The organism is Paenibacillus sp. J2L1-98 (assembly GCF_056269405.1).
The window spans coordinates 44,070-57,275 of record NZ_JBWDNW010000027.1; the positions used below are offsets into that span (position 1 = coordinate 44,070).

A 13,206-nucleotide genomic window follows, 5' to 3' on the forward strand; every position below is an offset into this window, starting at 1 on the left:
GAGAGGCAGTGCAATATTTGCTATCTTGGGGGAATGTGAAAAAGGGGGACGTATGAGCAATGAATAAACGATTGTCGATTGTCCTGATCGTATGCTTCTTGATGCTCGGTTTGGCGGCATGCGGTAAAAGCGGAAATACCGCAGACCCTGCGCCAGTAAATGCCGGCGCCAATACCGGCCAGGGAGATACAGCATCCGATGCTGAGCAGGTAACACTGTCGATTGCCATGCATGTGGCCAACGTGAAGGAACAAGAGCCGTATATGTTTGGAATCATTCAGAAATTTCAAGAGAAATATCCAAAAATCAAGATAGAGCTTCAGGGTTCGGAAACGCAGGAACATGTGAAGAAAATGAAAATGATGGCGCAGGCGGGGAAGCTGCCGGACATATTCTGGATGCTGCCGGCTCCGGCCAAAGAAATGAATCAGGCTGGACTACTGCTCGATCTTAGCGATTTTTTGAAAATCAATCCTGAAACCGCTGCCAGTATCGATTCCAAAATGGTAAGCGCTTATCAGGATGGCGGCAAACAGTTCGGACTGCCGTATCAGGCCTTGGTCACCGGCTTATGGTATAACAAAGCGTTGTTTGATCAATACGGTGTCAAGGTTCCGGAAACCTATGATGAACTTCTCGCAGCCGTCAAAGTGTTCCAGGAGAACAATGTAGTGACGATCGCGAAGGGGGCGAAGGACACATTCAGCACGTGGGCGTTCCTCGGGATGCTGACCCGTTATGGCTTCTTTGAGAAGATCGATAACATTCAGGCGGGGAAAGACAAATTTGCTAATCCCGACTTTCTGAGCTTTTTCAATAAGATCGACGAGCTTCGCGTAAACGGCGCCTTCCCAGACAATGTCTCGACGCTTTCCTACTTTCAAGCGGTCGAAATGTTCACGGGAGGCAAAGCGGCGATGCTCGATGCCGGCGTATGGGAAACTAAGAAGATCGAAGGCAGCCCGATCGGCAAGACGGCCGGCTTTTCATGGGGACCGACCTTCTCGGACGGCATAGGCAATCAGAAGGTTGCCATGGCAGTAGCTGCAGCTCCTCTGGTCGCGAGCGCGGAAGTAAAAGACGACGCGGGAAAGTACGATGCGGTAACCAAATTTTTCGGATTCTTTTACAGTCAGGAGGGGGCAGCCGTAATGGCCGAAAATGAAGCGCCTCCAGTCGTGAAATACACGGGTAATGTGGACAAGGAGAAATACCCGGTCTATGCGGATGTGATAGGCAAGCTAAATGAAGAAGGATGGGAGCGTCCGGCAGCTCAACCCGACCTAGTTGTGTCCGAAGCAGTTGCCAATCAGTTGAACGACAGCATTTACGGCGTTATCAACGGAATCTACAAACCGGAAGAGGCGCTCAAGCTCATTGATGATAAGGTTTCCAAGTAGCAAAAAACGATTCTGCCGGTGTACGGCTCCGGCAGAATCGTTCCTACAATCCATACGATAGGGAGAGAGCGTGATGATCTGGCTTAGCAAACGAAGATATATCCTGTTTATGCTTCTTCCCACCTTGCTCGTGTATCTTGTTTATATCATTCTTCCGGTGATCGTATCGTTCTGCTATAGCCTGACAGAATATTCGGGCATTGGCGCAGCGAAATTCGTGGGCTTGCATAACTACGCCAGCTTGCTGGGCGATTCATTGTTTTGGAAATCGCTCAAGAATACGTTCATCGTCCTGCTTGTTGCGTTTGTCCTGCTTTTGCCGGGCGCGTTTCTGCTCGCTCTGCTGCTCAATGTGAAGATCAAGGGCGGAAATGCCGTCAAGGCCATGAACTTTGCCCCCAGCATCGTGGCCCCGATTCTGGTGGGATTGATTTGGGTATTCATCCTCGATCCGCAGATGGGATTAATCAATGTGATTCTTAAGAAAATCGGGCTGGATCAACTCGCTCTGCAATGGATCGGAGGAACGAAGCTGACGCCATATTCCGTAGGCGTCGTATTCACATGGCAGATGATCGGTTTCCTTGCTACGATTTTCCTGGCCGGCTTAAAGATGATACCGCGGGATGTTTATGAATCAAGCTCCATTGACGGGGCAAGCAAGCTTCAGCAGTTGTTTCGCATCACGGTTCCCATGCTGGGCGAGACCATTAAAATCAATGTCGTCCTGATCATTACGGGTGTATTTAAAATATTCGAGACCGTATTGCTGCTCACGAACGGTGGACCGAATCACTTATCGGAAGTGATGGTGACTTACATGTATGACGTGACCTTCACTTCAGGCGAGTATGGTTACGGAATGGCGATCGCCACCGTCACTTTCCTGCTGACTATGGTTTTCTCCCTGGTTTACATGGGGCTCAGCAAAAAGAACATCGAGGAATAGGAGGAGGGACAAAGGTGAATCATGCAGCAAGCACAAGCTCCAAGCCGATAACTCAAGTTGCCTTACGTAATCGATTGACGCGTTCTTCCGGGAGTACCGGTAAAGCCGTGCTGTCTTATCTCGTCACCCTGATCGTACTGCTTCCATTCCTTTGGATGATATTATTATCATTCAAATCGAACAGCGACATCCTGAACAACCCATTCAGTCTTCCTGGAACCATTAGCTTTGATAATTACAGTCGCGCCTTGCATACATTGAATTTGGGGTTGTTATATAAAAATACCTTTATCATTGCAATCGTGACAATCGTAATCGAAATCTTGATCACCTTCATGAGTTCTTATGCGTTGTCACGCATGATCTTCAGGTCGGAAAGGCTAAGACGCTCCATTGCCGCTCTCTTATTAATGGGGCTTGCCATACCGGCGTTCATCCTACTGTTTCCTGTCTATCGGCTGACCATATCGTTCGGATTGCTGGATACGTACGCATCGCTGATCATTCCCTATATCGCGACAGCCATTTCCTTCAACACCCTTTTGTTTACCGGCTTTTTACGGGGATTTCCGAAGGAAGTGGAGGAGGCGGCGATCATCGACGGATGCGGGCTGCTTACCTTAGGCAGATTAGTCGTGTTTCCGATCATCATGCCTGTAGTAGCTACGGTATTCATCTTTAATGCGCTGTATATTTGGAACGAGTTCCCTTTCGCCGTGACCTTGATCAGCGATGAGGCTATGACGACGATCTCGCTCGGTATTTCTCAATTTAAGGGCAGGTTCAACATCGACTACGGCGGCATCATCGCTGCCAGCATCCTCCTGATTATTCCGCAGTTAATCTTCTATGCTTTCTTCCAGCGATTCATTATTGAAGGCATGACGGCAGGCGCTGTGAAAGGCTGAGCAGACAGGCAACTTCCAAGTCGGCAACAACTATTTTCCATATAACAAAACTTATCAAAAGGAGAAATCATTTATGCAAAATCAATCGTTAAACCTGGAGAAATCATCCGTGCAAAGCCAATCGTTAAATTTGCTCAGTAAGCTCACTCAGATCAAGGAAGTCCGCACCGCCAGGGCATCCAGCTGGGATCAAGACGGACGTAATCAGGATTACTGGATGATTCCCGCCGGTGAATCGGTTGTTCTTGGCGACTTCGAAGGGCCGGGAAGCATTTCACATATTTGGATGACATCGTTCTGCCGCAGAACACACGGACCGAGCGTCATCAATCCGGAAGGCGGCGGCAATATCGCACCGGTGAATGAAATTCATAACGCACTTGGCGTGACGTGGGAGACGGCTGACCCGGCTTGGTACCGTAAAGTGCTGATCAAGATGACTTGGGACGATCAATCCCATCCGAGCGTGCTTGTCCCTTATGGAGATTTTTTCTGTATCGGCCATTCCATGCCGGGCAATTTTGCTTCGCTCCCTTTCACGGTTTCCGCTAAACCGGAGGAACAATTCAAGTTCGGCGGGGTTGCATCTGTAAACTGTTACTTGCCAATGCCCTTCAATAAGAGAGCCAGAATCGAAATCATCAATGAAAACGATGTGCCGTTCGGTCTATATTTCCATATCGACTATGAGCTCTACAAGCGGCCTTTCGGCGATGACACGGCTTATTTCCATGCGCAATGGCGCCGTGAGAACCCATGCGATGGCTGGGGGCCCGACCTTCAGGTCAATACGCCGGAGGTGAATCGGGTTGCAAATCTCGACGGAGCAGGTAACTACGTCATCCTGGAAGCGGAAGGGAAAGGCCATTATATCGGCTGCAATCTGTCCGTTACACACTTCCAGGGCAGCTGGTGGGGAGAAGGCGACGATATGTTCTTCATCGACGGCGAGAAGCTGCCAAGCATTGTCGGAACAGGCGCGGAAGATTATTTCAACCATGCTTGGGGCATGCAGAAGAACGCGTTTCCGTTTCACGGCTCTATCGTGCACGAGAGCGATGTTCCCGGTTATCAGGTTTCGTACCGCTTCCATATTACCGATCCGGTTCATTTCTCTGAGAGCATTAAAGTCACCATTGAACATGGGCATGCCAATCATCTATCCGACGACTGGTCATCCACGGCTTATTGGTACCAGACGCTTCCTTCGAAGCCGTTCGGCATTCTGCCGGTGGAAGAACGCATCCAACCGATGCCGCAATTCCCGAGCCCGGGTCCGCTGAAGAAGGTAGAATTGAATGATGAAATGAAGGAATCCTACGAGCTCGCTAAAGAGCGAATGAACGAGTATTCGGAAGGCCGGACGAATCAAGTTCAGAAGAAAGTAGACAGGCTATCCAGACACTCCCAAGGAAACATCGAACAGAGCAAAAACATCCGGAACTCGTTTAAGTAAGAGATTCCTATTGCTGTAGGACCTCATGGTCCTGCAGCAATAAACAGTAGGAGGAATATTCGTGGATTTGTCAACTAAAGGGAAGACCTCCCACCGGGAAGCTTTATTGAAAGCAGAGCATTCGATCGCTAAGATCAAAGACACCGTAAGCAGAGACCTAAGCCGGCAAAAATATCACTTTATGGCGCCGGCCTATTGGATCAACGATCCAAACGGGTTGATCTTCTACAAGGGGGAATATCACCTCTTCTATCAGCATTACCCGTACGGTTCCAGGTGGGGCGCGATGCACTGGGGACATGCAAAGAGCAAGGACCTAATACATTGGGAACATCTGCCCATCGCTCTCGCACCGAGCGAGCCCTATGATTTGCATGAGCGCGGAGGCTGCTTCTCCGGAAGTGCCGTGGATGACAACGGCGTCCTCACCCTGCTGTACACGGGAACCATTCTAAATGAGGACGGGCAGGTCATCCAGACCCAATGCCTGGCAACAAGTGAAGACGGCATCACATTCGAGAAATTTGAAGGCAACCCTGTTATTCCGGGCCCTCCGGAAGATGGCTCTGTTGATTTTCGCGATCCAAAAGTATGGAAACACGGTGAACTCTGGTATATGGTAGTTGGCTCTAGGAAAGACAATATCGGGAAGGCGCTGCTATACAAATCGCCTGATCTTCGTGCCTGGGAATATGTCGGGATACTTGCGGAAAGTGACGGTACAATGGGTTATATGTGGGAATGTCCGGATTTCTTCCCACTCGGCGGACGGCACGTCCTGATGTTTTCGCCCATGGGAATGGGTAATCGAACAACGATTTACCTCGTTGGAGATATGGATTATGAGACAGGGAAATTCACCTGGGATGCGATGGGAGATATCGACCATGGGTACGAATATTACGCGCCGCAATCGTTTCTCGACGGCAAAGGAAGAAGAGTGATCATTGCCTGGTTGAACGCCTGGGATTGGATGCCATGGTTCAAAGACTTCGGTCCAACGGAGAAGAATCACTGGTGCGGCGCAATGTCTGCGCCGAGAACCGTGGAGCTGGATACCGACGGCAGGTTGATATTTGCGCCTGTGGAGGAATTGAAGGTGCTTCGCCGAGAGCATGTTCGTCTGGAGAATACGACCATCTCCCCGGGGGCCGACGTGCTGCCCAAGTATGCCGCAAGCGATTGCGTGGAAATCATCGCGGAGTTTCAATTGGCCGGTTGTACAGCGGAGGAGATCGGATTCGTGCTTCGAGCCTCTGGTGACGGTACGCAGCGGACGATGCTCATCTACAATTTGACGACAAACGAGCTTCGTTTCGACCGAAATCAGTCCGATGGATGGAGCGAGGGCGTTCCGTCGGTTATTTTGGAACGATCGGGCGAAGAAGATTTGAAACTGCACATTTTCATCGACACCGCTGTGGTCGAAGTCTATACGGATCATTACCGTACCGTGATGACCAATAATATATATCCGGATCCGGGCAGCATCCATATGGAAGTTTTCTCAACCGGCGGTCTGGTCACGGTAAGTTCGATCGATATCTGGAAACTGTGTTCCGCTTGGTAAGAACATAGAATAGCCAGCCTCCCGGTCAGCCGAAATAGGGCGGACCGGGTTTTACTATTAAATAGTGGAGGAAAGAAACATACGTCCGGTACGTGACTAAGGCGGCCACTGCGGATCAGGAACTTGCTAGCTTTTTTCCTCTTGCATTTATAATTGATCCATACTTTTACAAGGTATTTCCTCCACTTGTTCCAGTCGAAAATTATTTGTAACAAAAACATCCTCTTGTGCAACGATGGCGGATGCGATCATTAGCGCATCCGGTGTTTCCATTCCGTATTTTCCTAGTAGAAAAGCGGCCCGTTCGGCAACCGCATTATCCACGGGTATAACAGAAAGATTTGGGAAGTGGGCGAAAAGCAGCTTGTACTGTTTCTCTAGAGCCAAGTTCCCATCTCGAATTGGTTTGACCAAGATCTCGGTCAATGAAATGGTCGAAGCAATAGCGGAATACGTTCCATCCTCAATTTGCTCGAGCAGCCGCTTTGCTTTCTCACCAAATTCATGATGCTGCTCAAACACATATATAAAAATGTTCCTGCTTTTGACGGGGCTGCGCCGGGAGGAGCTCGTCAATTTGAACTTCGATCAAGTGGAACCCCATGATCCTGCTCAACTGCGTGCTTCCCGAAGTGCTAAAATTGTCCGGATAAGGGGGAAAGGAAAGACGGAAGGAACCGAATATTTATCAGCCGATGCACGGGCTGCCCTGGCCGGTTATTTGGAAGAGGAGCGTCAGCTGGATGCTTCGGATGAAACGCTCGCTTTATTCTTGAGTGCGAAAGGAACTCCGGCTCGAAAAGCAGATAGCCGGCTATTCCCTCGTTCCATAAACCGCATCTTGGAACAAATCGGCAAATGGCACGATGCAGAGCTGAAAGATCCAGAGCGCTATATTTCACCGCTGCGCCCGCATGACTTGCGCCATACTTTTGCCAATGAATTAGCCAAACATCCTGATGTGACAGAGCAAGATTTTGAACGGCTGTTGCGGCACCGGAATAAACGATATTTAACGATTTATACGAGGCCGGCAGCCACGTCTGCGGGGTTTGTTGAAAAGTTATAGTACCCGATCCATGCGAATGGCGAATATTTCATAAGATTGTTTATAATTAAAACCATTTATAATTAATCCCGTTGACAGAAGAACGTATGTTAATATTAATGTCTGAAGACCACTAAATTAACATCGGGGAATCCCAGGTGATTTGAATGAGTTTAACACATGAGTTTTTTCTTGTTAGCAGCGACTTTGAGTTAAACGATCGATATGAATGGTACAACACTAATCGGTATACATGGGAAGAAAAAGTTGAAATATCAGATGATATTATCCAGTACATGATGGATTTCTTGAACTGGATGCCCTCGTATAACCCAGAAACAAAAGAAAGTGGTCGTGGATTGAATTACCATGGACTAACCGTTATTCATAAAACTGGAGCTGAGAAGCTAATAAGGGTATTAGACAAGTGGCTAAAATTAATCGATGAAGCACCAGACACATTTAGCTATAGAGGAGATATCATCTGGAAAGAAGAGGAGAACGGAGAAGGTTACTGGGAACAGACAAGGAATAGGATGAAGAGAGAAAGAATGCAATTTGAATTTAAACAATTGATTGGGTTAGCTGTCAAAGCCTCGGACTATAATCAATTAATAATTCATTATGGAATCTAAAAACAACTGACCTTACATTAAAGTAACGGGGAACGAAAATCCAACGAATCAAGGAGCAGTTTGCCAGAGGCAGGCTGCTCCTTGTTCAACGTTACTGAGCGGTTCTGTGAGGAGTTTTAACGACGAATGGATTTGAGGGACTTCTCTGAACGACATAATTTATATTTTAGGAGGGAACAACATGGAAGTTTTTGCAGAATATTTAGCACATATTGATAACCCGCAACATCGGGGCCGAACGGAAGAAGTTTTGACTTGGGTAACTAAGAAATTTCCAAATTTAATGCCAAAAATTGCGTGGAATCAGCCTATGTTTACCGATCACGGCACATTTATTATTGGCTTTAGCGTAGCCAAACATCATTTGGCTGTTGCCCCTGAAAGAGCAGGGATTAATCATTTTTCTGATGGCATTGTACAGGCAGGCTATGATCACAGCAAGGAGTTGGTACGTATCCAGTGGGATAGTCCGGTTGATTTCTCATTACTTGAGAAAATGATCGAGTTTAATATTTTGGATAAGGTAGACTGTTCGACTTTTTGGCGGAAATAGAAAAACTAGGATAGACCTTCGAGGCTCATATTTGCGTTTTAAGGCCTTTTGATGCCTTAACGATCGGTTACCATCAGGAGAAGGCAGCCACTATTATTGGCTGCTTTTTCTCCGCTTAAAGGCTGAATAGCGTGATAACGAAAACATTGAATTGAAGGGGTTAAGTATTTGTTTCACGAATAAAAAGTAAAATGGTTCTAAGAGGTGCCAATATGTACGTTCAATCGATGTGGATAGATAGATGGATTAGTAATGTAGATGCAGGGAAACGGATTAATCATCCTTCTTGGCATCATATTGAAAGCCATTTAATGAAATTAGACGGTAGCATACATACACTGATTACGCTTGATGGCAGTAATGATTCGCAAATGTTAATTGGAGGCGGAGAAAAAGGCAAATATATCGTGACAGCAACTTTGGATAACGAAACATTTTACACGCTAGTTAATGAATATGGATCTGAAGAGTTAGTGGAGTTAGTAGCTGGAGGACAATTAAGTGAATATCCAATGAATTTCTGCGTTGACCAACATTTAATGCTTTCTGCTGTCAGAGAATTTTTCACAAGTGGAAAGATTGATGATTCAGCGGATTGGCTGGGTGAATAGCTCGCTATCAGGGATCGATAGCTCCGTGACATATATTCTCATATTAAGCTCCCATGAAAATTAACTCCATTTTCATCATCTGTGGTGTGGCGCTTGCGCTGCATGCATGGCTAACGGGCAGTATAATAACATAGAGGTGATTGAATGATGGATAAAGAATTACGACAATGGGCTGTTAAAAATGATATTGAAAAAACAACCATTGCTGGTTTTTGGTTTTGCTTTAATAATTACATACAAGAAGACCCAGGGGAGTTTAGACAAGTATTTGGCGATGATTTTGATGCTGAGCTACTAACAGTAGAAATGAAAAGCGTAGCATTATTTATAGACACGTGGGATGAAACGAAAGTGTACGAAGGCTACTCATATGGTTTCGATTATGTCGTATCCTATATACCGATTGTCTATAAGAATAAAAAACTAGGTATTTATAAAATGCTTTATACATTAGAAGGTCAATCTTTTGACGACTTCTTTGTTCTTGATTAGACAGTTAAACTGTTAACGGGTACGATAGTGGAACCATACGCGACCGCAGCGATATGGGTGTCCATGCAGGGCTAAAATGGATGATTGATAAAGTTGGCGTTAATGAACATCTCTATTCTGTAGTAGTCGAAGCATTTTCAAACATTATAAATCAAGATGTTATTAATGAATGCACGAAGAAATTTGAAGAGAACTGGATTGATGTGTGGCTACGGATATTTGGGGACTAAACTCTTACCATTGCTTCCTGAAGGATCTATGTACACGGGTGTTGATGCTGGGAACAAATTAATTGATCATGCGGAAGAGGTGTTTGAAGACGCTCCGTTTAAAACCGAATTTGTCCTTGGTGATATTCAGGAGATGGATTTTGATCAAAAGTATGATATTGTAGTTTGCCATGCATTTTTATTGCATGTGGAAAATCCTAAGGAAATTCTTCAAAAAATGATAGATTGTTTGGTGGATCGAGGCAGAATTATTTGCTTTGAACCTCACTGGATCTCAGGCATGGCAAGCTATTATCTTGAAGGGTATCATTCATCGGATGTTGTCCAATTGGGATTTCTTCAGAAGTTATTTGAAAGAGATGCACAACGCAGCGGCAAGGATGGTAATGTCGGAATAAAGGTACCTGTTTATCTAAGCCAACTAGGGATTAGGCAAATCGAGTGCAGAGTCAGTGATAAGGTGAATTTCTTAGATCCCAATGCTGAAGTTGGGAAAAGGGATGCTCTTTACACCTCATTACAGGAAGATGGCTTTGGAGCGGATCCTGGAGAAGAAGAACCGTTTATTGCAAATTTAGTTAACCGCGGTTCTACTTATGAAGAGGCGCAGAATGAGTACAGACTGGAATCATTTTTGTCAAAAGCTTTTAAAAACAATGTGTTTTTGTCCTATGCTGCAAATATGAAGATTACAACTGGGGTTATCGAGCGATAAAACCGATCTGGTTTGATTCATAGGTGCGGACGGTAATGGTAGCTTCATTGCGCTAACGAGCAGCATAGTTCAATATCGTGTTAAGATTGTCTCGGTCAGTCAATTACGGTTTGTGAGGTTAATTAAATGATGAATTTTCTATACCATTATTTTGATGAATCAACAGGACCTTTTAAAAATTTATCTGATTTAGAACTAGAAGATGCGGAGAGAATACTTGACGATATTCGGGTTCAGAAGAAAGGATTCGCCAGTAAAAGATCCGCGGACTATCTAACGATTCGGCGAAGCCTCGAAGTAAAGGCAAGAGAACTGTTTATTCTAAAGGGCGGAAAGCCAATTCGAAACTATCCGCATTACATGACTGTTGGAGAATGTCCGTGGCTCCTGGATTGGTTTGAAAAAGGTAAGGAGCTTCACATACCTATTGAAGAATTCGATCCATATTCTATTAGCTTTACTTATGGAGATTTGTTTCCAACGATGAGATACCGGGACGGGAAGAAATATCGAGGTCAAATTTATACATTAAATGAGATTATTGAAGTAATAAAAGAATTTGGTTTACCCCAGGAGTGGAATTCCTTAGGGAATAATGGGCCAGAGAGGTACATAGAAGTACAAGTTTGGGAAGATAAGTCATTGACCCGTTGGTTGCTCAACTAACGAGGAACGAGTTCAATGCTGAAGGGCTGCCCTCAAAAATCATGCATAGAGTGTGGATTATTAATTTAATTGTAAACTCTGTGTTCATGGTAATAGCAGGTCTTTCTTCTGTTTCTATAGCATTAGTTCTATTTAAATTTATAGATGATGCTACAGTGAAAACGATCCTGCTGTTAGCCATGGCTGTTGGAATATATTTTTTCCTTAAGGTTTTATATTTTAGAACGAGCCGAGGAAGGTAACTTGATGAAATGGATTGAAACATTTTGGTGCCTCTATCATTAATTCACACTACATGTTCCGGAACATCATCCAGCTGCTCTTAATCAATGGCTTCATATATCCCAAAATTGATCAGCTCGAATTGAAGGATCTATTTCCCGTAGGGCTTTTATTATTTTTTTCATTGACGACCCGCTTGGAATATATTGGTCATCCCCACAAGCATTCGAAACTGTAGTTCTTCCCACGCCCCCTTGTTCTGCTACCTACTCCTGTTTTATCCCTTTACGATCTAACCACTGACTCCAAGGCTCACTTTGACGCATTGCTCCGGATATTGATTGCATTGCATCAGTTCGGAGTAGGGATAGAGTTCAACATCGTTGTCGGCCAGCCTATCGCAACTCATACAGAAGAGGAGAAGACTGCAATAAAAAACTTGCTGCAGCGCCGGCACGATCTGATTGTAAACGGGATTCGCAAAACCATCGTCATTCGTCAGTGTGAAATATCACCCGAAGGTGCGGCAGCGGGCCTACTAGCTCCGGGGATGGGAATAGTACGCCTGATCGATATTGGTAGCGGCAGCGTTAATTACGCGACTCTCAAAGACCGGCAATACATAAATAAGAGCAGCTTCACATTCACCGAAGGAATGGAGAGTAAGAGCAACCTGCAGGTTGCTGCATTTGCAAGGCAAATCGGCACGAATTCCGTTAATCGGAAGTGGGGGAAGTGAGATGCAGTCTATCTATGCGGGGGTGGGGCACCTGCGATCCTTCCTTACCTGCAGGAAGAATTCTTCCCGCATTGCCAATTACTTGAGCCAGATCCATTCTTCTCGAACGTTAAAGCCTTTTACATGATCGCGAGCAAGATCTATGGGTGAGCTCTTGTGATGTTCGATGTAGCCGAATACCATATTTCGCAAAGACCATTTGCGTAAAAGAAGAACAGTCGATTTCTATGGGTGGAGGATACTTTTTGAACTGCATGCCAACATAACGTTTGGCGTATTTAACGACTTTATTTGAAATACTCATGTTTAGACCAAATATTTCGTTAGAACACTATCTTTTTGTCCAGATACTTTATTTTGATTTCCTCTCATTAAACACATGCTACATTCGCCAGCCATATAGCCGGTAAATTTACCTGCAGGGTGTCTGTAGCCTTCTCGATGGAGCCATGCATGAGTTAGTGCGCCTGTAAGAACTAAATTACTATTACTATTAACCAATCCCTTTGGATTAACTTTAACAGTCAACGAATTTTTTTCCGGATCGGATGCATTCACACCTTTAATATAAAAATTGTCGGAAGCCTCAGGAACTTGATACATAATATAAGCTTTAGCGGCACGACCGAACCCATTAGCAGCAATTTGGGTTGTCAATCCATTCATCTGCACAGCAGCTGCCGCAGCGCCGTTTGAAAGCTTCTCTTCAAACCAAACGGGTGCTAAATTAAATCTTGCATACTTGTTGACGCAAAATTGGTATCCAGATCGACCAGATTCATCAACTTGATCAAAATGAGTTCTCCATTGTCCTAATGCCAGCACGATAAGGGATCTGATTCTGTTTGTTTGAGTTGTGTAAAAAACGCGTATCCACATAGAATTTCATTTTTGCAGGAAGCGGCTCATTAACAGGTGCGTCAGGCACTGTTATTGTAAGTGTTTTGTACGTAGCGGAAATTTTCACTTGCTTTTTCGTAGCCGAAGGCACACCTAAGCGCCGTATTTTCTT

The 13,206-nt window shown here is 45.2% G+C and carries 16 protein-coding genes; 13 read left to right on the top strand and 3 right to left on the bottom strand.

What is annotated here, in order from left to right; all coding sequences use genetic code 11:
- The first annotated feature begins 59 nt into the window (after nt 1-59).
- From AC0YNZ_RS27680 to AC0YNZ_RS27700, 5 genes are all read left to right on the top strand, one after another.
- Nucleotides 60-1,400 (top strand): ABC transporter substrate-binding protein, encoded by a 1,341-nt coding sequence (locus AC0YNZ_RS27680; RefSeq protein WP_475829665.1) that lies wholly within the window; start codon nt 60-62, stop codon nt 1,398-1,400.
- 73 nt (nt 1,401-1,473) lie between these two features.
- Nucleotides 1,474-2,349, top strand: a complete 876-nt coding sequence (locus AC0YNZ_RS27685; protein WP_475829666.1) for a carbohydrate ABC transporter permease — start codon at nt 1,474-1,476, stop codon at nt 2,347-2,349.
- A gap of 14 nt (nt 2,350-2,363) precedes the next feature.
- Nucleotides 2,364-3,257: a carbohydrate ABC transporter permease gene (locus AC0YNZ_RS27690; RefSeq protein WP_475829667.1), complete on the top strand. Its 894-nt coding sequence runs from the start codon at nt 2,364-2,366 to the stop codon at nt 3,255-3,257.
- A gap of 73 nt (nt 3,258-3,330) precedes the next feature.
- Complete coding sequence (locus tag AC0YNZ_RS27695) at nt 3,331-4,713, top strand: glycoside hydrolase family 172 protein (RefSeq protein ID WP_475829668.1); 1,383 nt, start codon at nt 3,331-3,333, stop codon at nt 4,711-4,713.
- A 61-nt stretch (nt 4,714-4,774) separates the two neighbouring features.
- Nucleotides 4,775-6,283 carry a glycoside hydrolase family 32 protein gene (locus tag AC0YNZ_RS27700; protein WP_475829669.1) on the top strand — a complete coding sequence of 503 codons (1,509 nt, stop codon included), beginning with the start codon at nt 4,775-4,777 and terminating at the stop codon, nt 6,281-6,283.
- Between the two features lie 147 nt (nt 6,284-6,430).
- Here AC0YNZ_RS27700 and AC0YNZ_RS27705 read toward each other — a convergent pair whose 3' ends face one another.
- Nucleotides 6,431-6,859, bottom strand: a complete 429-nt coding sequence (locus AC0YNZ_RS27705) for a type II toxin-antitoxin system VapC family toxin (RefSeq protein WP_475829670.1) — start codon at nt 6,857-6,859, stop codon at nt 6,431-6,433.
- Here AC0YNZ_RS27705 and AC0YNZ_RS27710 point away from each other — a divergent pair.
- From AC0YNZ_RS27710 to AC0YNZ_RS27745, 8 genes are all read left to right on the top strand, one after another.
- Nucleotides 6,816-7,352 carry a site-specific integrase gene (locus tag AC0YNZ_RS27710; protein ID WP_475829671.1) on the top strand — a complete coding sequence of 179 codons (537 nt, stop codon included), beginning with the start codon at nt 6,816-6,818 and terminating at the stop codon, nt 7,350-7,352. The two genes, AC0YNZ_RS27705 and AC0YNZ_RS27710, sit on opposite strands and share 44 nt — an antisense overlap.
- A gap of 146 nt (nt 7,353-7,498) precedes the next feature.
- Complete coding sequence (locus AC0YNZ_RS27715; protein ID WP_475829672.1) at nt 7,499-7,966, top strand: coagulation factor 5/8 type-like protein; 468 nt, start codon at nt 7,499-7,501, stop codon at nt 7,964-7,966.
- Between the two features lie 181 nt (nt 7,967-8,147).
- Nucleotides 8,148-8,519 carry an iron chaperone gene (locus AC0YNZ_RS27720; protein WP_475829673.1) on the top strand — a complete coding sequence of 124 codons (372 nt, stop codon included), beginning with the start codon at nt 8,148-8,150 and terminating at the stop codon, nt 8,517-8,519.
- 212 nt (nt 8,520-8,731) lie between these two features.
- Nucleotides 8,732-9,130 (top strand): Imm1 family immunity protein, encoded by a 399-nt coding sequence (locus AC0YNZ_RS27725; protein WP_475829674.1) that lies wholly within the window; start codon nt 8,732-8,734, stop codon nt 9,128-9,130.
- Nucleotides 9,131-9,274: 144 nt separating this feature from the next.
- Complete coding sequence (locus AC0YNZ_RS27730; RefSeq protein WP_475829675.1) at nt 9,275-9,622, top strand: hypothetical protein; 348 nt, start codon at nt 9,275-9,277, stop codon at nt 9,620-9,622.
- A gap of 165 nt (nt 9,623-9,787) precedes the next feature.
- Nucleotides 9,788-10,567: a methyltransferase domain-containing protein gene (locus AC0YNZ_RS27735; RefSeq protein ID WP_475829676.1), complete on the top strand. Its 780-nt coding sequence runs from the start codon at nt 9,788-9,790 to the stop codon at nt 10,565-10,567.
- 126 nt (nt 10,568-10,693) lie between these two features.
- On the top strand, nt 10,694-11,233 hold the full coding sequence (locus tag AC0YNZ_RS27740) for a hypothetical protein (RefSeq protein WP_475829677.1): 540 nt from the start codon (nt 10,694-10,696) through the stop codon (nt 11,231-11,233).
- 481 nt (nt 11,234-11,714) lie between these two features.
- Nucleotides 11,715-12,194 carry a ParM/StbA family protein gene (locus tag AC0YNZ_RS27745; RefSeq protein ID WP_475829692.1) on the top strand — a complete coding sequence of 160 codons (480 nt, stop codon included), beginning with the start codon at nt 11,715-11,717 and terminating at the stop codon, nt 12,192-12,194.
- Nucleotides 12,195-12,303: 109 nt separating this feature from the next.
- Here the strand turns inward: AC0YNZ_RS27745 and AC0YNZ_RS27750 are convergent, their stop codons facing one another.
- Together AC0YNZ_RS27750 and AC0YNZ_RS27755 are read right to left on the bottom strand one after the other, a co-directional pair.
- Nucleotides 12,304-12,498 carry an NlpC/P60 family protein gene (locus tag AC0YNZ_RS27750; RefSeq protein ID WP_475829678.1) on the bottom strand — a complete coding sequence of 65 codons (195 nt, stop codon included), beginning with the start codon at nt 12,496-12,498 and terminating at the stop codon, nt 12,304-12,306.
- Between the two features lie 2 nt (nt 12,499-12,500).
- Nucleotides 12,501-13,019 (bottom strand): hypothetical protein, encoded by a 519-nt coding sequence (locus AC0YNZ_RS27755; protein ID WP_475829679.1) that lies wholly within the window; start codon nt 13,017-13,019, stop codon nt 12,501-12,503.
- Nucleotides 13,020-13,206: the final 187 nt, after the last annotated feature.